This window comes from Desulfoferula mesophila, assembly GCF_037076455.1.
In the GTDB taxonomy this organism is placed as follows: Bacteria; Desulfobacterota; Desulfarculia; order Desulfarculales; family Desulfarculaceae; genus Desulfoferula; species Desulfoferula mesophila.
The window spans coordinates 2932772-2952584 of sequence record NZ_AP028679.1; the positions used below are offsets into that span (position 1 = coordinate 2932772).

The 19813-nt window shown below is 65.5% G+C and carries 24 protein-coding genes; 11 read left to right on the plus strand and 13 right to left on the minus strand.

What is annotated here, in order from left to right:
- Positions 1-297: 297 nt before the first annotated feature.
- Together AACH32_RS13335 and AACH32_RS13340 are read right to left on the minus strand one after the other, a co-directional pair.
- On the minus strand, positions 298-1452 hold the full coding sequence (locus AACH32_RS13335) for an SO_0444 family Cu/Zn efflux transporter (RefSeq protein WP_338600313.1): 1155 nt from the start codon (positions 1450-1452) through the stop codon (positions 298-300).
- A gap of 15 nt (positions 1453-1467) precedes the next feature.
- On the minus strand, positions 1468-1845 hold the full coding sequence (locus tag AACH32_RS13340) for an ArsR/SmtB family transcription factor (protein WP_338600315.1): 378 nt from the start codon (positions 1843-1845) through the stop codon (positions 1468-1470).
- Between the two features lie 114 nt (positions 1846-1959).
- Here AACH32_RS13340 and AACH32_RS13345 point away from each other — a divergent pair, with 114 nt between their 5' ends.
- The 5 genes from AACH32_RS13345 (at position 1960) to AACH32_RS13365 (ending at position 5639) form a co-directional block, all read left to right on the plus strand.
- Positions 1960-2469 carry a thioredoxin family protein gene (locus AACH32_RS13345; protein ID WP_338600317.1) on the plus strand — a complete coding sequence of 170 codons (510 nt, stop codon included), beginning with the start codon at positions 1960-1962 and terminating at the stop codon, positions 2467-2469.
- Positions 2470-2567: 98 nt separating this feature from the next.
- Positions 2568-3122, plus strand: coding sequence for a cytochrome C (locus tag AACH32_RS13350; protein WP_338600320.1), 555 nt, complete (start codon positions 2568-2570; stop codon positions 3120-3122).
- Between the two features lie 80 nt (positions 3123-3202).
- Entirely contained in the window at positions 3203-4705 is a 1503-nt protein-coding gene (gene thrC / locus AACH32_RS13355; protein WP_338600323.1) for a threonine synthase, read from the plus strand.
- Positions 4705-5169: a PaaI family thioesterase gene (locus AACH32_RS13360; RefSeq protein ID WP_338600326.1), complete on the plus strand. Its 465-nt coding sequence runs from the start codon at positions 4705-4707 to the stop codon at positions 5167-5169. Before thrC ends, AACH32_RS13360 begins: the two co-directional genes overlap by 1 nt.
- Positions 5166-5639, plus strand: coding sequence for a 23S rRNA (pseudouridine(1915)-N(3))-methyltransferase RlmH (locus tag AACH32_RS13365; RefSeq protein WP_338600329.1), 474 nt, complete (start codon positions 5166-5168; stop codon positions 5637-5639). Before AACH32_RS13360 ends, AACH32_RS13365 begins: the two co-directional genes overlap by 4 nt.
- 9 nt (positions 5640-5648) lie before the next feature.
- Here AACH32_RS13365 and AACH32_RS13370 read toward each other — a convergent pair whose 3' ends face one another.
- The 3 genes from AACH32_RS13370 to AACH32_RS13380 all read right to left on the minus strand — a co-directional run bounded on the left by AACH32_RS13370 (position 5649) and on the right by AACH32_RS13380 (position 7541).
- Positions 5649-6251, minus strand: coding sequence for an ANTAR domain-containing response regulator (locus AACH32_RS13370; RefSeq protein WP_338600331.1), 603 nt, complete (start codon positions 6249-6251; stop codon positions 5649-5651).
- Positions 6252-6375: 124 nt separating this feature from the next.
- Positions 6376-6597, minus strand: coding sequence for a NifU family protein (locus tag AACH32_RS13375; protein ID WP_338600334.1), 222 nt, complete (start codon positions 6595-6597; stop codon positions 6376-6378).
- 47 nt (positions 6598-6644) lie between these two features.
- On the minus strand, positions 6645-7541 hold the full coding sequence (locus AACH32_RS13380) for a phosphoribosylaminoimidazolesuccinocarboxamide synthase (protein WP_338600337.1): 897 nt from the start codon (positions 7539-7541) through the stop codon (positions 6645-6647).
- Positions 7542-7665: 124 nt separating this feature from the next.
- Here AACH32_RS13380 and mdh point away from each other — a divergent pair, with 124 nt between their 5' ends.
- The 3 genes from mdh to AACH32_RS13395 all read left to right on the plus strand — a co-directional run bounded on the left by mdh (position 7666) and on the right by AACH32_RS13395 (position 9841).
- Positions 7666-8601, plus strand: a complete 936-nt coding sequence (gene mdh, locus AACH32_RS13385; RefSeq protein ID WP_338600340.1) for a malate dehydrogenase — start codon at positions 7666-7668, stop codon at positions 8599-8601.
- Positions 8602-8737: 136 nt separating this feature from the next.
- Entirely contained in the window at positions 8738-9148 is a 411-nt protein-coding gene (locus AACH32_RS13390; protein ID WP_338600344.1) for an MbcA/ParS/Xre antitoxin family protein, read from the plus strand.
- Positions 9149-9160: 12 nt separating this feature from the next.
- Positions 9161-9841, plus strand: a complete 681-nt coding sequence (locus AACH32_RS13395) for an RES family NAD+ phosphorylase (RefSeq protein ID WP_338600347.1) — start codon at positions 9161-9163, stop codon at positions 9839-9841.
- A gap of 279 nt (positions 9842-10120) precedes the next feature.
- On the opposite strand, the gene AACH32_RS13400 is transcribed toward AACH32_RS13395, so the two are convergent.
- From AACH32_RS13400 to AACH32_RS13435, 8 genes are all read right to left on the minus strand, one after another.
- Positions 10121-10675, minus strand: a complete 555-nt coding sequence (locus AACH32_RS13400) for an HD domain-containing protein (protein WP_338600350.1) — start codon at positions 10673-10675, stop codon at positions 10121-10123.
- A gap of 2 nt (positions 10676-10677) precedes the next feature.
- Positions 10678-11085, minus strand: a complete 408-nt coding sequence (locus tag AACH32_RS13405; protein WP_338600353.1) for a Rho termination factor N-terminal domain-containing protein — start codon at positions 11083-11085, stop codon at positions 10678-10680.
- Between the two features lie 68 nt (positions 11086-11153).
- Positions 11154-11945 (minus strand): slipin family protein, encoded by a 792-nt coding sequence (locus tag AACH32_RS13410; protein ID WP_338600355.1) that lies wholly within the window; start codon positions 11943-11945, stop codon positions 11154-11156.
- Positions 11946-11960: 15 nt separating this feature from the next.
- Positions 11961-13274, minus strand: coding sequence for an NfeD family protein (locus AACH32_RS13415; protein WP_338600358.1), 1314 nt, complete (start codon positions 13272-13274; stop codon positions 11961-11963).
- A 14-nt stretch (positions 13275-13288) separates the two neighbouring features.
- Positions 13289-13978 carry a uracil-DNA glycosylase gene (locus tag AACH32_RS13420; protein ID WP_338600361.1) on the minus strand — a complete coding sequence of 230 codons (690 nt, stop codon included), beginning with the start codon at positions 13976-13978 and terminating at the stop codon, positions 13289-13291.
- Between the two features lie 2 nt (positions 13979-13980).
- The gene (gene coaBC, locus AACH32_RS13425) at positions 13981-15186 is read right to left on the minus strand and encodes a bifunctional phosphopantothenoylcysteine decarboxylase/phosphopantothenate--cysteine ligase CoaBC (protein ID WP_338600365.1); all 1206 of its coding nucleotides are present in this window, start codon (positions 15184-15186) and stop codon (positions 13981-13983) included.
- The gene (locus AACH32_RS13430; RefSeq protein WP_338600368.1) at positions 15186-15659 is read right to left on the minus strand and encodes a hypothetical protein; all 474 of its coding nucleotides are present in this window, start codon (positions 15657-15659) and stop codon (positions 15186-15188) included. Before AACH32_RS13430 ends, coaBC begins: the two co-directional genes overlap by 1 nt.
- Before the next feature lie 49 nt (positions 15660-15708).
- Positions 15709-16221 (minus strand): nitroreductase family protein, encoded by a 513-nt coding sequence (locus tag AACH32_RS13435; RefSeq protein ID WP_338600371.1) that lies wholly within the window; start codon positions 16219-16221, stop codon positions 15709-15711.
- 158 nt (positions 16222-16379) lie between these two features.
- Here AACH32_RS13435 and AACH32_RS13440 point away from each other — a divergent pair, with 158 nt between their 5' ends.
- Genes AACH32_RS13440 through AACH32_RS13450 form a run of 3 tightly spaced genes read left to right on the plus strand, consistent with a single transcriptional unit; the run spans position 16380 to position 19809 of the window.
- Positions 16380-17975 (plus strand): peptide-binding protein, encoded by a 1596-nt coding sequence (locus AACH32_RS13440; protein ID WP_338600374.1) that lies wholly within the window; start codon positions 16380-16382, stop codon positions 17973-17975.
- Between the two features lie 5 nt (positions 17976-17980).
- Positions 17981-18955 carry an ABC transporter permease gene (locus AACH32_RS13445; protein WP_338600377.1) on the plus strand — a complete coding sequence of 325 codons (975 nt, stop codon included), beginning with the start codon at positions 17981-17983 and terminating at the stop codon, positions 18953-18955.
- Positions 18952-19809: an ABC transporter permease gene (locus AACH32_RS13450; RefSeq protein ID WP_338600380.1), complete on the plus strand. Its 858-nt coding sequence runs from the start codon at positions 18952-18954 to the stop codon at positions 19807-19809. Before AACH32_RS13445 ends, AACH32_RS13450 begins: the two co-directional genes overlap by 4 nt.
- Positions 19810-19813 lie beyond the last annotated feature (4 nt).

A 19813-nucleotide genomic window follows, 5' to 3' on the forward strand; every position in this document is an offset into this window, starting at 1 on the left:
CGCTTCCTCGGCGTATTAGCCATACGCCTGCAGATCTCGCTCGCCGAAGGCCTCGCACGCCGTTACGTATAAAAAATGGCGGCCTCATCTGCTAGATGGGGCCGCCATTTTTTCGCCTCGCGCCCAGGGCAGCGCCCGGCAATCTTGTCTTCGCTTTACATCAACCGCCAACCGGCACAGCCAGGCGGCGGCGGACAGGGCGACCGGCGAACGACAGCCGGAGCTATAGCCACGCCTACAGCGAGGCTGGAGAGAGGCCGGCAACGCGGTATGCCGTCGTCTGGCGAAGCCGGCCAACTAATGCTGGTGGCCGCAGCCGCAGGAGCTGGACCCGCAGGAAGACACCGGAGCCAGGCTGTCCAGGCTCTGCAAGCCGCCCCGCTGGCGGCCCAGCTTGCGCCTGGCCAAACGCCACAGCGGGGCGATGGACAGCAGCACCAAGAAGCCCGCCCCGGCCTGGCGCAGCCAATCGGGCAGAATCTCGCCCGCCGCGCCGGCCACGGCCAGGGGGCTGAGGCCGCTGAGGGCGAAGACCTGGTCCAACAAGAGGCCCGAGGCCACCGCGCCCAGGGCGATGCCCGCCAGATACAGGGCGGTTCCCCGCTTGCCCAACACCCCCACCAGCACGGTGAGGGAGGTGACGTTGGTGGCCGGTCCGGCCAACAGGAACACCAAGGCCGCGCCGGGGCTGACCCCCTTGAGGATCAGGGCCGCGGCGATGGGGGTGGAGGCGCTGGCGCAGATGTACAGCGGTATGCCCACGGCCAGCATGATGAGCATGGAGCCCATGCCCCCGCCCAGATAGCGAGTGAGGAACTCTGCCGGGACCAGGGCGGCGATGACGCCCGCCAGGAGGATGCCCAGCCAGAACCAGGCGGCCAGGTCTTCCCACAGCTCGCCCCGGGCAAAGGCCATGCCGGCCCGGGTCCGCTGCCAGAAGGTGTGGTGATGAGCGTGGTCCTTTGGGGCGCAGTCCACACCGTCGCAGCAGGCGTCCACCGGGCAGGTGAGGTCCGGCGGCGCGGCGGGCTGCTCGCGCTTTTCCGGCAGGAGCCCCATGCCCAGGCCGGTCAACAAGGCGGTGACCACGGCGGCCAGGGGCCGGGCCACGGCCATCACCGGGCCCAAGAGGGCGTAGGTAAGGGCGATAGAGTCCACGCCGGTCTCCGGGGTGGAGACCAAAAAGGAGGCCACCGCCCCCCGGCCCGCGCCCTGACGCTTGAGACCGGCGGCGGCGGGCAGCACCCCGCAGGAGCACAGGGGCAGGGGCAGACCCAGCAGGGCGGCCTTGAACACCGGCCCCACCTTGCCTTGGCCCAGGTTGCGGCTGACGAAGTCGGGGCTCAGGAAGGCCTTCAAGAGCCCGGCCACCAGCAGCCCGAAGACTATGTAGATGGAGGCCTCGGCCAGCAGGCGCCAGCACTCGGCCAGGATGTCCACGATGATGTGCACGTAACGCCTCGCAGTCTAGTCGTGGTGCAGGTGCTCCAGGCTGGCGGCCAGGAGCTGATCCACGTGCTCGTCGTCCAGGGAGTAGTAGAGCATCTGGCCATCGCGGCGGTTGTTGACCAAGGCCAGGTCCTTGAGGCGGCGCAGGGCGTGGCTAACCGCCGAATCGCTGACCCCGGTGAGGGCGGCCAGGTCGCACACGCACATCTCCCCTCCCCGGAGGGCCAGGAGGATGCGCAGCCGGTTGGGATCGCCCATGGCCTTGTACAGCTCGGCCAGGCGGCCCAACTCCGGGTCCGATGGGGCCTGCTCGCGGGCCCGGCGCACCCGATCCAGGTGCACCATCTTTACCCGGCAGCCCTCTTCTTCTATGAGCTTGCTCTTCTTGGCTACCACGCCGCGCCTCCATACTTGAACATATGTTCAAATATATCATTAGGTATTTTATGCGCAAGCCTGGTTGCCAAATTTTTCCCGCCGGGCTATAGCCCAAGTAAGGGAGGCGCGGCCATGAAGGATGTGCGGCAGATCAAGGTTAACGGACACCAGGTGGGCATCCGGGGACTGGACCGGGTGCTGGAAGAGCTGGCCCCGGCCTATGCCCCGGAGCGCGAGGAGGAACTGGCCGCCCAGCTTATGGAGCGCCTGCGCCACGAAAACTACATCCCCGACTCGGCCCGCCAGGCCTATGCCCAGGCCCTGCGCGACCAGCTGCGCCGGGCGGTGGGGCTGGAGCCCTTGAGCGCCTCCAGCGGCGGTCTGAGCATCCAGGTGGCCTGTGGGGGCTGCGCGGGGGGCGACCAACTGCTCCAAGCGGTGTACGACGCCCTGTCCCGCCTGGGCCTTAGCGGCGAGGTGGAGCGGGTGAGCGACGCCCTGGAGATAGCAGCCCTGGGCCTTAGGGGCACCCCGGCCCTGGTCGTCAACGGCGAGGTAAAAGCGGTGGGCTCCATTCCCTCGGCCGGGCAGATAGACGACTGGCTGGGCCGGGCCGCCGAGGTGAAGCCGTCGAAACACTAGCTATCGCGTAGGCATATTAATAAACTGCTGCTCGGGCGACTTTGGGTCCCAGGTTTTGGCTCAGGAATTTGTCGGTTCATGCCCAGGGAGGTCCAACTATGCAACGAGTCATCTTGCTTCTTACCCTGCCGCTCATCATCTGCCTCGGGGCGGGGGCGGCCTTTTCGGACCACGGCGAAAACGGCCGCCAGCGTCAGCGTTATCAGGAGGGACGGGGCTTGGGGGAGCACCGGGTACCTCCGGTGAACAACCCCCTGTACCGGCAACAGTGCGGTGAGTGCCACATGGCCTACCAGCCGGCCTTGCTGCCCGCCGCCTCTTGGGAGGCCATCCTGGCCAAGCTGCCGGAGCACTTCGACGATCAGGTGAATCTCTCCTCTCAGGACCGCGCCGCCGTCGCTGCCTACTTGCGCTCCAGCGCGGCTGAATACTGTGATTGCAAGATATCCCGCAAGATAATCAAAAGCCTGAGGGGTGATACGATCCTACGCATCAGCCAGGTGCCCTACATCCTCCACAAACACGAATATGACGACATCCCCGCCGGAGCCTTTGCCCGCAAGGCGGTGGGATCGCGGGGCAACTGCCTGGCCTGCCACACCACGGCCAACCAGGGCTGCTATAGCGAAGACCTGGTACGCATACCCCGCTGAGCCCGGGCTTCGCGCGCGTTTGACACCACCCGCCCCCTGGCTTAAGCTTGGCCCCATAATCACCCAGGGAGGCTAGATAAATGCGCCCCGATCAATTCGCGCCCGAGGACCAGAAACACCTGTTGCCCCAGCCCGGGGGGGACTTGGTCTACCGCTGCCTGGACTGCGGCTCCGAGCACTCCATCTCCGAGTTGCTCTACACCTGCCCCTCCTGCGGGGAGGTGCTGCTCATCGAAGACAAGGGCTTCGACCAGCTCAAAAAGCTCAGCGGAGCCCAGTGGCGGCGGGTGTTCGACCTCAGGCGCATGCTCAACATCCCCGCCCTCAAGGGCATCTTCCGCTACGCCGAGTTGCTGGCCCCGGTGATCCCCCTGGACAGCGTGCTCTACCTGGGCGAGGGGCACACTCCCCTGGTGGAGGCCAGCGATCTGCTCAAGGGCGAGTTGGGCGCGGACTTCTGCTTCAAGAACGACGGCCAGAACCCCTCGGCCTCCTTCAAGGACCGGGGCATGGCCGTGGCCCTGAGCTACATCAACTACCTGGTCAAGCACCAGGGGGCCGGGGAGATTCTGAGCGTGTGCGCCTCCACCGGCGACACCTCGGCCGCCGCGGCGCTCTACGCCTCCTACCTGGCCCCGGAGGTAAAGAGCGCGGTGCTCTTGCCCCAGGGCAAGGTGACCCCGGCCCAGCTCAGCCAGCCCTTGGGAGCCGGGGCGCGGGTCTTGGAGATCCCAGGCGTGTTCGACGACTGCATGAAGGTGGTGGAGCATCTGGCCGATAATTACCAGGTGGCCCTGCTCAATTCCAAGAACGCCTGGCGCATCCTGGGCCAGGAGTCCTACGCCTACGAGGTGGCCCAGGACCTGGACTGGGACCTCACCGGCCGGGTGATCCTGGTGCCCATCGGCAACGCGGGCAACATCAGCGCCATCATGAGCGGCTTCATGAAGCTGCACCAGCTGGGCATCATCGACGAGCTGCCCAAGGTCATCGGGGTGCAGAGCGAGCATGCCGACCCGGTGTTCCGCTATTACCAGGAGAACGACCCCGGCAAGCGGGTATGGCGGCCGGTGACCGTGCAGCCCTCGGTGGCCCAGGCGGCCATGATCGGCAACCCGGTGTCCATGCCCCGGGTGGTGGAGCTGGCCCGGCGCTACGAGGCCCAGGCGGGCGGCCCCAGGGTGTACGTGGTGCAGGTGAGCGAGCAGGAGATCATGGACCACATGATCCTGGCCAACCGCCACGGCCACGTGGTATGCACCCAGGGCGGCGAGTCCCTGGCCGGGCTGTTGCGGGCCCAGGCGGCGGGCATCGTGAGCGCCGGCGAGAAGGCCATCTGCGACGCCACGGCCCACCACCTGAAGTTCGTGGGCTTCCAGCAGATGTATTTTGAAAACACCTTCCCGCCGGACTACGGGGTCAAACCCCGTCCCGAGTTGGTCAACCGGCCCGAAGAGGTGTTGGCCCTGGCCGAGCAGGAAATGCCCGGTCCGGGGCGTCCCCTGAGCGGCGAGGCCTTTGCCAAGTTCGTCAAGGCCACCGCCCTGGAGGTGGCCGCGCGTCTAGGCCTGGAGAAGCGTTAGTGAGCGCCCTCACGGAAAACGATCTCACCAACACCGGCCATTGCTTTGCCTGCGGGGCGCGCAACGTCTACGGCCTGCGCATGCGGGTGGGCTACGAGGACGGGGCGGCGGTGTGCCGCCTGACCCTGGGCCGCCAGTACCAGGGCTGGGACGATATCGCCCACGGGGGCATCGTATCCACGGTTTTGGACGAGATCATGGCCTACGCGGTGATCGGCTACGTGGGCCAGGGGCTCACCACCCGCATGGAGACCACCTATCGCAAGGCGGTGCCCCTGGGGGTTCCCCTCAAGGCGATGGGGCGGGTGACCACCCACCGGGGCCGCCTGGCCGTGGCCGAAGGGCGCATATACCTGGAAGAGGACGACACCCTCTTGGCCGAGGCCACGGCCCGCTGGGTCATCAAGCTGGGGCCGGACGGCCAGCCCCTGGACGGCACGCCCTGGCTGGACGCCCAGAAGTGAAGCACCTGCTGCTCACCGTGGGCAAGCCCAAGCAGACCTACCTGGCCCAGGGCATCGACGACTACCTGGCGCGCCTCAAGCCCTACGGCGGCGGCTCCCTGGTGGGGGTGCGGCCCGCCAAGCTGGGCCCCAAGACCCCGGACGAGTCGGCCAAGGCCGAAGAGGGTCAGCGCCTGCTGGCCCGGCTGGACCAGCGCGATCTGGTGTGGGCTCTCGAGATAAAGGGCAAGGCCTGGAGCAGCCTGCAGTGGGCCAAGGCCTTGGAAAAGGCCCGCCTGAGCGGCCGGAGCCGCCTGGTGCTGGTTATAGGCGGGGCGCTGGGCCTGGACCCGGCGGTGGCTCGGCGAGCCGATCAGCTGGTGAGCTTCGGCCCCCCTACCCTGGCCCACGAGCTGGCCGCCCTGGTGGCCGCGGAGCAGCTTTACCGCGCCTGCACCATCCTGGCGGGCCTGCCCTATCATCGGGCCTAGTTCGAGCCCCTACTTAGCCAATACCGCCTGGGCGCAGACCAGATCCCGAGCCACTTGGGCCAAGCCCACCCCCCGCCGCCGGGCCTCGCTTTGCAATCTTTGCTCCGCCTGATCCAGGCTCAGCCCCCGGCGTTCCATCAACACCCCCTTGGCCCGCTCGATGTCCTTGCGCTCGCTCAGGGCCTGGTCCAGCTCCCGCACCCGGCCTTCCAAATGACACAGGCGTTGGTGGTTGCGCCAAGCCATGGCCAGAATCGGGCCGACCAGGCTGGGCTCCCAGGGCGGGACGCAGTAGGCGCTGACCGAGGCGGGATCGGCCCCCGGCCCGGGCCGCTCGCAGCCGTTGCGGCTGATGATCAGCACCGGCAAGGGACGGCGGGCGTTCATGCGCCGGGCCGCCTCCACCCCGTCCAGGTTGGGCAGGTCCTGATCCAACATGGCCAGGTCCGGGCGCAGCTCATGGTGCAACAGGCAGGCCGCGCGGCCCTCGCGGGCCAGGCCGGCCACCTGGTGGCCCAGCTCTGTGAGGCAGCGGGCCAGCTCGGCCATGTCCCGCTCCCGCCGGGAGGCCAGCAACACCTTGAAAACGGACTTTTCCCTGAATTGCTCCATGCCGCCGCTCCCCCCGGCCCCGCCCCCCGGCGGCGCCAAATTGGCAGTATGGTTTTATGGGCAGGACACCCGCTCCCGGCCGCGGTTGGGCCGGGAGCGGGCGCTGTTTCGCTATAGCCGGGGCCTAGACCGATTCCACGCTCTTGACTTCGGGAATGGCCTGTTTGACCACCTTTTCGATGCCCATCTTTAGGGTCATCTGGCTCATGGGGCAGCCGCCGCAGGCGCCCACCAGCTTGACCTTGACCACGCCGTCGTCGGTGACGTCCACCAACTCCACGTTGCCGCCGTCGCGTTGCAGGGCCGGGCGGATCTTCTCCAGGGCCTGTTCAACTTTTTCTTTCAATTTACCTGCTCCTTTGCGGAGATGGCGGAGTTCCGCCTCGCTCTCTACTAGGCCAGACCGTGGCCGGTAAGCCGGGTCAGGGCCTCCAGATAGCGCTGACGGGTGCCCTCGATCACCTCGGCGGGCAGCTTGGGAGCCGGGGGCTTCTTGTCAAAGCCGATGCTCTCCAGATAGTCCCGCACGAACTGCTTGTCATAGCTCTGTTGGCTCTGGCCGGGGGCGTACTTGTCCTCGGGCCAGAAACGGCTGGAATCCGGGGTCAGCACCTCGTCGATGAGGATCAGCTCGCCGTCGATAGTGCCGAACTCGAATTTGGTGTCCGCGATGATGATGCCCTTGGTGGCGGCGAAGTCGCGGGCCCGGCCATAGATGGCCAGGGCGCGCTGGGCCACCGCCTGGGCCAGCTCGGCCCCCACGATCTTCTCGGCCTGGGCCAGGTCGATGTTCAGGTCGTGCTCGCCCAGCTCGGCCTTGGTGCTGGGAGTGAACAGGGGCTCGGGAAGCTTGTCGCTCTCCCGGAGCCCGGTGGGCAGGCTGTAGCCGCAGACCTTGCCGCTGGCCTGGTAATCCTTCCATCCGCTGCCCGAAAGATAGCCGCGCACGATGGCCTCGATGGCCAGGGGCTGGGCCTTTTTCACCAGCATGGAGCGTCCCTCGAGCACCTCGCCGAACTTCTGAAGTTCCTGGGGGAAATCGGCAACTTCCCAGGCCACCAGGTGGTTGGGAGTGATGTCGGCCATCTGCTGAAACCAGAACAGGGAAATCTGGGTGAGGACCTTGCCCTTGTCCGGAATGGGGTCGGGCAGCACGACGTCGAAGGCGCTGAGGCGGTCGGTGGCCACGATGAGCAGGTGATCGCCCAAGTCGTAAATATCGCGCACCTTGCCCCTGGCCTTCAGGGCAACCCCTTCCAGATTGGTTTCATGCACCGGTAATGTACTCATAACACTCCTCATTAAGGCCGCTCATGGAAAATATGAGCCGCTGGCGTTGACTCCGGATGAACTACGGTAGTATGTTTTTTTCGTTCCTTAAACCTAGCACAAAGCTCAGTAAGGAGAAAGCGAGATGCTCCAGAAGATTACGGTTATCGGCGCCGGCAACGTGGGGGCCACCTGCGCCCAGCGCGCCGCCGAAAAAGAGTTGGCCGACGTAGTGTTGGTCGATGTCGTGGAAGGCATGCCCCAAGGCAAGGGTCTGGACCTTTGCGAGGCCTCTCCGGTGGAAAAGCATGACGCCTTGATCACCGGTACCAACGACTACGACGCCACCGCCGACTCGGACATTATTATCGTCACCGCGGGCATCGCCCGCAAGCCCGGCATGAGCCGCGACGATCTGATCAAAACCAACGCGGGCATCGTGAACACGGTGTGCAAGGAAGCGGCCAAGCGCTCCCCCAAGGCGGTGATGATCATCGTGAGCAACCCCCTGGACGCCATGTGCCACGTGGCCCTGAAGGCCTCCGGCTTCCCCAGCGAGCGGGTGATCGGCATGGCCGGGGTTTTGGACTCTGCCCGCTTCCGTTTCTTCATCGCCGAGGCCCTGAACGTGTCCGTGGAAAACACCCACGCCTTCGTGCTGGGCGGCCACGGCGACACCATGGTGCCCCTGCCCCGCTTCTCCACCGTGTCGGGCATCCCCATCACCGAGCTGTTGCCCGCCGACAAGATCGCGGCCATGTGCCAGCGCACCGCCCAGGGCGGCGCGGAGATCGTGAGCCTCTTGAAAACCGGCAGCGCCTACTATGCGCCCGCCTCCTCCGCCGTGGAGATGGCCGAGGCCATCTTGAAGGACAAGAAGAAAATCCTGCCCTGCGCGGTGTACCTGAACGGCCAGTACGGCTACAACGACCTGTACATCGGCGTGCCGGTGAAGCTGGGCGTGGGCGGAGCCGAGCAGGTCATCGAAATCAAGCTGACCGCCGACGAGAAGGCCGCCCTGGACAAGAGCGCCGACGCGGTGCGCGGCCTGGTCAAGTTGCTGGGCGAGTTGGGCTACTAAGCCTACTTCTGCTTTCGGCTATAACCGGAGGGTCCGCAAGGACCCTCCGGTTTCTTTTTGGGTGACAATTATTGTTGCTTTATAAACAAACTATGTTTATAAGTATACACATAGCAGTTGATTGGAGGATGTGGACATGCCGTTGGCGCAAATTCAGGAAGCAACCCGACCGGACCTGGCCTCACCCCAGGCCCGTGAGGGCATGGCCAAGCTGGTCACCAACCTGTTCGACCGGTGGGGACTGGACACGGCGCAGCAGTTGCAACTGCTGGGCATGAGCCCCAGCAGCCGGGCAGCTTTGGGGCGCTACCGCCAGGGCCGCCCGCTTCCCGACAGCCGAGACCTGCGGGACCGCGTGGGTCTGCTGTTGGCCGTACACAAGGCCCTGGGCCTGCTCTACCCACACAACCCGAATCTCAAGTACGGCTGGGTAAAGCGGCGCAATCAGGCCTTTGACAATCGCACCCCCTTAGAGACGATGATCGAGCAAGGCATCGCCGGCCTGGCCAGGGTGGCTCGCTACCTTGATTACGTGCGGGGCGTCTAGAGCTTGCAGGGCGTGTTCGACCAATCCCGCGATTTTGACGACGACGTCTTTCGCAACATTGTCTCTTTGCGCGAGTCCCAGAACCTTTTCGCCGATCTGAGCGGGGGCGACGAAAGTCTGTCGCGGCTAGCCGTTGAATTGGAAATGCGCGCCAAAAAGGACATTCCTCCCGGTATGATCCACCGGGGGTTTCACTACACCACGGCCATCCTCTACCCATTTGAAAGTGAACCCTACCTCCACTCCCGCTACGGCAACGGCTCCTACGGTGTGTGGTACGGCTCCCTAAGCCTGGAAACGAGCATCCACGAGACCACTTATCACATGATTAGAAGCGAGCTTAATATTGAGGGCCTGGACGAAACCGTAGTGCGGGAGCGGGCGGTGTATCTGGTGCACTGCCGGGCGGTCTTGGTTGATCTGAGCCGCAAGGGAGGCGAGCACCCGGCCCTGTTGGCCGATGATTACGCTTTCACCCAAGGTGTCGGCGCCCGCTTGCAGGGCGAAGGGCACCCCGGCCTGCTGGCTCCTTCGGCCCGGCACCGGGGAGGCACCAACCTGGCGGCTTTTCGGCCAGAGGTCTTGAGCGACCCCCGCCATCACTGCTACCTCACCTACCGCCTTGACCCTATAGCCCGGCGGCTTTGGGTTGAGCGCCAACCCGGCGAGATGGTGCTGGAGCTGCCTTTTTAGAGGTTTGATGGGCCAAAAAGCGAGATGATTCTGGCCAAATTATTTCTTAATATATTTTATTAAGTTTAAGTGTAACATTGCGCAATACAAAACTATTAAACATGACTTCTACCCCTTCATCCAACACCGGACAGCTGCGAATAACCCCCGGCACGGCCAGGGAGTGTCAGGCAAGGCGGCGGTGAGCGTAGACCGCAGGCGTATTGTTAATACGCCGAGGTCTAAGCGACGCCGCCAACGCCGCATGGCGCTTCCTGGCGAAGCCGGGTTGTGTGAAAATTAAAGGCCTAAATCGTCGCTGATTTCGCGCATGGCTTCCACGGCCAGGGCGGCGAACTCGGGCAGGGGGATGCCCAGCTCTTCGCAGAGCCGGATGTGGTCGCGGTTGACGCTGGCGGCGAAGGCCTTTTCCTTCATCCGCTTGGTCACGCTCTTGGGCTTTACGCTGGCCAGCTTCTTGTCCGGGTACACCATGGTGGTGGCCATCACCAGGCCGGTGATGGTCTCCCCGGCGGTGAGGGCCAGGTCCAGGGGGGTGCTGCGCTTGAGCCCCAGGTTCTCGGCGTTGTGGGCCTTGATGGCCTCCACCACCTCGGGGGGCAGGTCGGTGTCCGCCAACAGCTCGGCGGTCACCAGGCCGTGGCGGTGCATCTGATCGGCGGTTTGGCCGTAGTCCAGATCGTGCAACAGCCCGGCCAAGGCCCAGGTCTCCTCGTCCTGGCCCAAACGGCGAGCCAGGGCGCGCAGAACCACGGCCGAAGCCAGGCTGTGCATGCGTATGCGTTCGTCGTCAACCTGACTCTTGAGAAGTTCCAGGCCGGCGGCGTAGTCCATGACTAGCCTGCCGCGGACAGTCGCCGGGTCTTCTTCTTCAGGCGGCCGATGCGCTTGCGCAAAATATCGACCTGCTTGCTGTTGCCCTCTTCGCGGGCCTTGTCGCGGTCGCTCTTGAGCGCCCGGATCTCGACCTTGACCTTGGCGATTTCCTTGGCGAAGAGCTTGGCGCCCGAGGCGTCGTCGATGCCGATGGCCTCTTTGATGGCCTTGAGCAGCTCTTCCTTGTTCATGCTGTGCACGCCAACGATGTTGCCGATCTGCAGGGCGTATTCCCTCAGCTCCTTGGCGGTCATCTTCTCCAAGGGCTTGGGGGGATCGGGCACCTCGACGATGATTACGTCGTCTTGGGCGGCCTCGGCGGCGGGCTCTTCGCTGGTCTGGTCTTGCAGGGTTTCCTCGTCAGCCATGGTTCGTCTACTCTCCTGATATTGCTTGCCGAAGGGGGCGTGCGGCCCCCACCGTTGAATGGGGGAGTTTACTCGCTGGAGCCGTTCTTTTCAACCATTTTAAGAAACGGCTTGAACAGGTCCAGGGGCAAGGGGAACAAGGTGGTGCTGTTGTTTTCGCTGGCGATCTCCCTTAGCGTCTGCAAATAGCGCAATTGCAGGGCCTGGGGATGGGTGCTGATTATCTCCGCCGCCTGGGCCAGCTTCTCGGCTGCCTGGAACTCGCCCTCGGCGTTGATCACCTTGGCCCGCCGCTCGCGCTCGGCCTCGGCCTGGCGGGCCATGGCCCGCTGCATCTCCTGGGGCAGGTCGATGTGCTTTACCTCCACGGTGCTGATCTTGATGCCCCAGGCGTCGGTGTGCTGGTCCAGGATCTGCTGCAACTCGCCGTTGATCTTCTCCCGCTCCGAGAGCAGCTCGTCCATCTCCACCTGGCCGCACACGCTACGCAGGGTGGTCTGGGCCAACTGGCTGGTGGCGAACAAATAGTCCTCCACCTGCACGATGGCGTTGGTGGGGTCCATGACCCGGAAATAGATCACCGCGTTTACCTTGACCGACACGTTGTCCCGGGTGATCACGTCCTGGGGCGGCACGTCCATGGCCACGGTCCGCAGGCTCACCTTGGTCATGCGGTCGATGATGGGAATGAGGATGATCAATCCCGGGCCCTTGGCGGCGATTACCCGGCCCAGGCGGAAGATGACCCCCCGCTCGTACTCCTTGAGCACCCGGAGCGACACCGCCAGGAACAGGATGAACAAGATCACCACCGGCAGCAGGCCGCCCAGCAGAGATATTATGGTCGATATGATGCCCATTGACCCGGCCTCCCTTTAATCGTGTGGTTCCTGGGGCGCCGAAGGCCGTACCTCGACCTCCAGGCCGTTGACCGAAACTACTTCCACCTTTTGCCCCGGCTCCAGGGACTGGTCGCTAGTGAAGCTCCAAAGCTCACCCAGCACGCGCACCCGCCGCGCGTCCACCACCACCCCGTGGGCTCCCAACAGGCCCTCCTTGCCGGTGACCGACTTGGCCATTTGGGCCTTGCCGGCCAGATAGGCCACCCCGCCGAAAAACAGGATCATGGCCAAGGCGGTGGGCACCAGCACGGTAAGGGACACGGCCACCACCGTCTCCCCGGACTTGAACAGCATCACCGAACCCAGGATCAGCGAGACCGCCCCGCCCGCCGACAGCAGGCCGTAGCTGGTGATCTTGATCTCGGCGAAAAATAGCACCACGGCCAGCCCGATCAGCGCCAACCCGGCGTAGCTCACCGGCAGGGTGCTCATGGCGAAAAAGGCCAGGATCAGGGCCAGGCCGCCCACCACCCCCGGGAAAACCGTCCCCGGATGGCTCAGCTCGAAATAGATGCCGGCCAGGCCGATCATCAGCAGGATGTAGGCCAGGTTGGGGCTGGCCAACAGGCTCAAGAGCTTGTCCCGCCAGCCGGGCTGATAAAAGCGGATGGTCTTGCCCTTGGTGTCGATGACCTTTTCGCCGTCGGCGGTGGGCACCTTGCGGCCCTGCAGGGACTGGAGCAGCTGGCCCAGGTCCCGCGCCACGATGTCGGCCAGGCCCAGTTCCTTGGCCTTTATGGCGTCGAAGCTGGTGGACTTGACCACCATCTCCTCGGCCAGCTTGGGGTCGCGTCCCCGGCGCTTGGCCAGGCTCACGGCCAGGGCCTTGAGGTCGCTCACCGCCTTTTCGCCCATGGTGCCCTTGATGTCCTGGCCCTGGCCCCCCACCGGATGGGCCGCGCCCACGTGGGTGGCCGGGGCCATGGCCGCCACCGGCGCGGCCAGTATGATGAATGCCCCCGCGCTGGTGGCCCGCGCCCCGGCCGGGGCCACGTAGACCACCACCGGCACCGGGCAGGCCAGGATGGCCTTGACCATCTCACGCATGGAGGTGACCAGGCCGCCGGGGGTGTCCATGCGGATCACCACCAGGGAGGCCCCCGCCACGGCCGCCTGGTCCAGGCCGTTCACCAGATACTCGGCGCTGCCGGGGTTGATGGTGTCGCTCAGCTCGATGACCCACACCTGGCCCCCGCCGACCTGGGCCGGGGCCGAAGCCGAGGCCGAGGCGGGCGCGGCCAGCACCAGGAGCAGCAACAGCAGCGGCGCAAGGAGATAACGGGGCATGGCCCCTCCGCGGGTTAGGGTGTGGGGCCCTTTACCAGGGCCTTCAAGTCGGCGTAGGCCAGGGCCTTGGCCTCCGGGGTGCGCAGGAGGTAGGCCGGGTGATAGGTGGGCAGCACCGGCACCCCCAGGGCCCGGCTCCATTGGCCCCGCAGGCGGCCCATGGGCGCGTCGCTTCCTAGCAGGGCGTGGGCCGCGGGTCGTCCCAGGGTGCAGATGGCCGCCGGGGCGATGACCTTAACCTGGGCCTCCAGGAAGGGGCGGCAGGCGGCCACCTCCTCGGTCTGGGGATCGCGGTTGCCCGGAGGCCGGCACTTGACGATGTTGGCGATGTACACCTGCTCCCGCCTGAGACCCACCGCGGCCAGCATGGCGTCCAGGAGCTTGCCCGCCGGGCCCACGAAGGGCAGCCCTTGGCGGTCCTCCTGGGCCCCCGGCCCCTCGCCGATGAACATGATGCGGGCGTCCTCGGGGCCGCTGCCGAACACGATCTTGTTGCGCCCCCGGCTAAGAGAGCACCTAGTACATTCTCCCATCCATTGACGTACCTGGGCAAGGCTGGTGAAGCGGGGAGTGGGGGCGGCGGGCATCACCGCGTCCATGAGCTGGGCCAGGTCTTCCCGGCTGCCCGCCACCTTGCTGAGACCCAGGCGGGAACGGCAGGCCAGGTTGTCGGCCAGCTCCGCCAGGCGGCGGGAATCGTTCAAGCTCAGGCCCCTTCCAGCAGGCGGCCCACCCGGTCCAACAGGCGCTGGGCCACCTCCTGCTTGCTCATCAGCGGCAGAGTCTCCACCTCGCCGTCCGGGGTGAGGAAGTGCACCCGGTTGGTCTCCACGGCAAAGCCGGCGTCCGCGGCGCTCACGTCGTTGGCCACCATCAGGTCCAGGTTCTTGGCCTGCATCTTGGCCCCGGCGTGGGCCAGCACCTCGTCGGTTTCGGCGGCGAAGCCCACCAGGATGCGCTCGCCCTTGTCGCGGCCCAGGGCGGCCAGGATGTCGGTGGTGGCCACCAGCTGGCAGGCTTCTCCCTGGCCGGTCTTCTTGACCTTGGTGGGATGGCATTTCTCCGGGCGGAAGTCGCCCACCGCCGCCGCCTTGACCACGACCTTTTGGGCCGGGGCCAGGCGGGCCACCGCCTCGGCCATATCCTGGGCCGAGGTGACGCCTACCACATTAACGCCAAAGGGCGGTTCCAGGTGGGTGGGACCCAAGACCAGGGTGACCTCGGCCCCCCGGCGGCGGGCCATGCGGGCGATCTCCAGGCCCATGCGCCCGCTGCTGGGATTGGACAAATAGCGCACCGGGTCCAGGTGTTCCCGGGTGGGCCCGGCAGTGACCAGGATGGGCACCCCCTCCAGGTCGCGGACCGCCATGAGGTCCAGGGCGTGCTCGGCGATGAGCGCCGGCTCCACCATGCGCCCGGCCCCCTCCTCGCCGCAGGCGGTGTGCCCGGCGGCCGGGCCCACCAGGCGCGCCCCGCGCTGGGCCAGGCGGTCCAGGTTTTCGCCCACCGTGGGATGGGCGTACATCTGGGGATTCATGGCCGGGGCGATGAGCAGCGGGGCGGTGGTGGCCAGCAGGATGGTGGACAACAGGTCGTCGGCCAGACCCAGGGCCGCCTTGGCGATGAAGTTAGCCGTGGCCGGGGCCACCACCACCACCTGGGCCCAGCGGGCCAGGTCGATGTGGCTGATGGTGGCCTCCTGGTCCGGATCGAACCAGTCGCCGGGCACCGGGTGGCCGGTGAGGGCGGTGAAGGTGAGCGGCCCCACGAAGCGCCGGGCGTGGTCGGTCATCACCACCCGCACGTCGCAGCCCGCCTGGCACAGGCGGCTGGCCAGCTCGGCGGCCTTATAGGCGGCTATGCCCCCGGTGATCCCCAGGAGCACCCGCGCCTTGTCGTCGTTCTGCTCCATCAATCCACCGCGGGGGCCACCCAGATGCTTATGTTGGTGCTGAAGGTGTCTTCCACGATGTTGATGATCGCGGTCTTGCCCTTCTTGGCAAAAAACAACACCACCCGGGGGTACTTGTAGGATCCTTGCAGGACCCAGTTGTCCTTTTGCATGGAGTCGATGAAGAAGTTGATCAGGCTCTGCACTTCCACGTTGCCGGTGAAAGCCAGCACCCCGGCCTTGAACTTGCCCGCCCGGAAGATGAGCGAGTGCTTCTTGTCCAGCTTGAGGGCGTTGGGCACCTGGATGTCGTCAAAGTCGTAATAGCGCCCGATGGCCGCGGGCGCGGTGGTGCCCTTGCCGTCCTTGGTGGCCTGGGTTCCGGCAGCGCCGGACTCCGCGCCCACCGGCTGGGCCGAGAAGATGGAACATCCGCCGAGCCACAGCAGGCTGTAGCCCAACACCGCCACCAGGGCGATTTTACCTATTCTCATGATATGGCGACTCCCCTCTTAGCAAGATTGGGGTCAGGAATTCCGGCGATTAAAAACGGCCCACCACCAGCTCGTCCATTTCCTTGCGGGTGGGCTTGCTGGTGCCGCCGTCGGGATGGCCCAGGGCCACCACGGCCATCAACTCCAGCTCCTCGGGCAAGCCAATGGTCTCGCGGACCTCCTTGGCGTTCTTGAGTATCTCGCCCAGCCACACCGCGCCCAGGCCCAGGCCGTGGATCATCAGCAGCATGTTCTCAAGGCAGGCGCCCACCGCCTGGTGGTCCTTGGTGTCATTGTACATGGAAGGAGTGTGGATCATGGTGCAGATGAGCACCGGGGCGTTTTTGATCACCGCGCCGAACTTGGTGTACTGGGCGATCTTGCCCCGCAGCTCGGCATCGCGCACCACGCAAAAGCGCCAGGGCTGGTTGTTGTTGCCGCTGGGAGCCCAGCGCCCGGCCTCCATGATGGTGTTTAACATGTCGTCGCTCACGTCCTCGGAGGTGAAGCGGCGGGTGCTGCGGCGGGACTTGATGAAATCCAGTAATTGTCCGTCTTGCATTTGAACCTCTCTTGGGTGTTACTGGGCATGGTAACAAGGCGTCTCAGGGGCGTCAAGCTCCCGGCCTGGCGTACAAAACCCCCTTGCGCCCCTGGCCGCCCACAGCTAGACTGACACCCAGGGGCCTAGCCGCAGTGCCCCTTTTTGCTGGAGGCCGCATGCCCAAGATAACCGCCGCGCTGATTTTATGCCTCCTTTTGGCCCTGTCTGCGGGCGGGGCGGGCGCGGTGGACGACGGCGGCTCCCTGGTCATGGGCACCATCGGCGACGCCACCAGCATGATCCCCATGATAACCTCCGACTCTGCCAGCCACGAGATGAGCGGCCTGGTCTACAACGGCCTCTTAAAATACGACAAGGATCTCAATCTCATAGGCGACCTGGCCCGGTCATGGACCGTGAGCCCCGACGGCCTGACCATCACCTTCAAGATCCGCGAGGGGGTCACCTGGCAGGACGGCAAGCCCTACACCGCCAAAGATGCGTTGTTCAACTGGCGCTTCATGGTGGACCCCAAGACCCCCACCGCCTACTCCGGCGACTACATGAAGGTGACCAAGGCCGAGGCCCCGGACGAGCACACCTTCGTGGTGCACTACGACGAGCCCTTCGCGCCGGGGCTGGCCTCCTGGACCTTGACCCAGATGCCCCGGCACCTGCTGGAGGGCCAGGACGTGCGCGCCTCGGAGCTGAACCGCCACCCCGTCGGCACCGGACCCTACGAGTTCGTGCGCTGGGACCCGGGAGCGCGGGTGGTGCTGCGCTATTATCCCGATTACTTCGAGGGCCGGGCCCATATCTCCCAGGTGACCTACCGGGTGATCCCCGACATGGCCACCATGTTCCTGGAGCTCAAGTCCGGCGGCCTGGACTGGATGGGGCTCACCGCCCTGCAATACCGCCGCCAGACCGAGACGCCCTTTTTCAAGAAAAACTTTGTCAAATACCGCTATCTTTCCTCCGGCTACACCTACCTGGGCTACAACCTCAAGGACCCGCGTTTCGCCGACAAGCGGGTGCGCCAGGCCCTGAGCTACGCCATCGATAAAGAAGAGTTGATCAAGGGGGTGCTCTTGGGCCTGGGCCGGGTGTGCACCGGGCCCATCAAGCCGGGCACCTATTGGTACAACCCCCAGGTGAAGCGCTACCCCCACGACCCGGCCAAGGCCAAGGAGCTCTTGGCCGCCGCCGGTTGGCGCGACACGGACGGCGACGGGTTGCTGGACAAGGACGGGCGGCCCTTCGAGTTCACCATCCTGACCAACCAGGGCAACTCCTACCGGGCCAACACCGGGGTGATCATCCAGCAGCGCCTGTCCCAGATCGGGGTGCGGGTGAAGCTCAGGACCGTGGAATGGGCCGCCTTCATCAAAGAGTTCATCAACAAGGGCCGCTTCGAGGCGGTGCTCCTGGGCTGGACCATCACCCCGGACCCGGACCAGTTCGACATCTGGCACTCTTCCAAGGCCCAGCCCGGCCAGCTCAACTTCACCTATTACAAGAACCCCGAGGTGGACCGCATCCTCACCGAGCAGCGCCGCACCTTTGACCGGGAAAAGCGCCGCGCCCTGATCTTCAAGTTGCAGGAGATCCTGGCCGAGGATCAGCCCTACACCTTCCTCTACGTAGCCAACGCCCTGCCCGTCCTGGCCGCGCGCATCAAAGGCATCGCCCCCGCCCCGGCTGGCATCAGTTACAACTTCACCGAATGGTGGGTTCCCAAGGCCCTCCAGCACCCGGCCATGAAGAGGTAAGGCGGATGCTCACCTACCTCGCCAAACGCCTGGCCATGATGGTGCCGCTTTTGATCGGCATCACCTTCATCAGCTTTCTCATCATGCACCTGGCCCCGGGCAGCCCCACCGACCTGGCCACGGACCTGAACCCCAAGATGAGCGAGATAGCCAAGGAACGCCTGACCAAGCTCTACGGCCTGGACAAGCCCCTGCCCGTGCAGTACTGGACCTGGCTCAAGCGCCTGGCGGTGCTGGATTTCGGGCGCTCCTTCGCCCCGGACGGCCAACCGGTGCTCAACAAGATCGCCGACCGCCTGCCCATCACCGTGACCATCAACCTGCTGTCGTTGCTTCTGGTGCTGGTCATCGCCGTGCCCATAGGGGTGTATTCGGCCACCCACCGGGGCTCGCTGTTCGACCAGGCCACCACGGTGTTCGTCTTCCTGGGCTTTGCCACGCCCACTTTCTGGCTGGCCCTGTTGTGCATGATTCTGTTCGGGGTGGTGTTGGGCTGGCTACCCATCAGCGGCATCAAGAGCCTGAACCACGACCAGCTCTCCTGTGCGGGCCAGCTGCTGGACTACGCCCGCCACCTGGCCCTGCCGGTGCTCCTGAGCGCCTTCACCTCCCTGGCGGGCATGAGCCGTTACATGCGCGGCAACATGCTGGAGGTGATCCGCCAGGACTACGTGACCACCGCCCGGGCCAAGGGCCTGCCCGAGCGTTTGGTGATCTACAGCCACGCGCTCAGAAACGCCATGATGCCGGTGATCACCATCCTGGGCCTGTCGGTGCCGGCCTTGATCGGCGGCTCGGTGATCTTCGAGTCCATCTTCGCCATACCGGGCATGGGTAAGCTGTTCTACGACGCGGTCATGGCCCGGGACTATCCGGTGGTCATGGGCGGCCTGGTCATCGGCGCGGTGCTCACCCTGGTGGGCAACCTCCTGGCCGACCTGGGCTACGCCCTGGTGGACCCCAGGGTGCGCAGCAAATGAGCTCGGGAGGCGAATACCGGGGCCTATGGGGCCAGTTCGTGCACAACCTGGCGGCCAACCGCCTGGCCCTGCTGGGGCTGGTGGTGGTGCTGGGCCTGCTGGTGGTGGCGGTGCTGGCCCCCTGGATCACCATGCACCCGCCCAACAACATCGACGTGGAGGCCATCCTGCTGCCCCCCAGCCTGTCCCACCCCTTTGGCACCGACGAGCTGGGCCGCGACGTGTTCTCGCGCATGATCATGGGCTCGCGGGTCAGCCTGGAGGTGGGGCTCATCTCCGCCGGGCTGGCCACCCTCATCGGGGTGATCCTGGGGGCCTTGGCCGGCTACTACGGCGGCTGGGTGGAGTCGTCCATCATGCGCTTCACCGACATGATGCTCTGCTTCCCCACCTTTTTCCTGATCCTGGCGGTGATCGCCCTGCTGGAGCCCTCCATCCTCAACATCATGGCGGTGATCGGCCTGACCTCCTGGATGGGGGTGGCCCGCCTGGTGCGGGCCGAGTTCCTTAGCCTCAAGGAGCGCGAGTACGTGGTGGCGGCCAAGAGCCTGGGCGCGGGCGATCTGAGGATCATCTTCCGCCACGTGCTGCCCAACGCCATGGCCCCCGTGCTGGTGGCCGCCACCCTGGGGGTGGCCGGGGCCATCCTGGTGGAGAGCGGTCTGTCCTTCCTGGGCCTGGGGGTGCAGCCCCCGGCGGCCAGTTGGGGCAACATCCTCAACCAGGGCAAGGCCAACATCGAAATCGCCTGGTGGCTGAGCTTGTTCCCCGGCCTGGCCATCCTGGTCACCGTTTTGGGCTACAACCTTTTGGGCGAAGGCATCCGCGACGCCCTGGACCCCAGATTGCACTAACCTC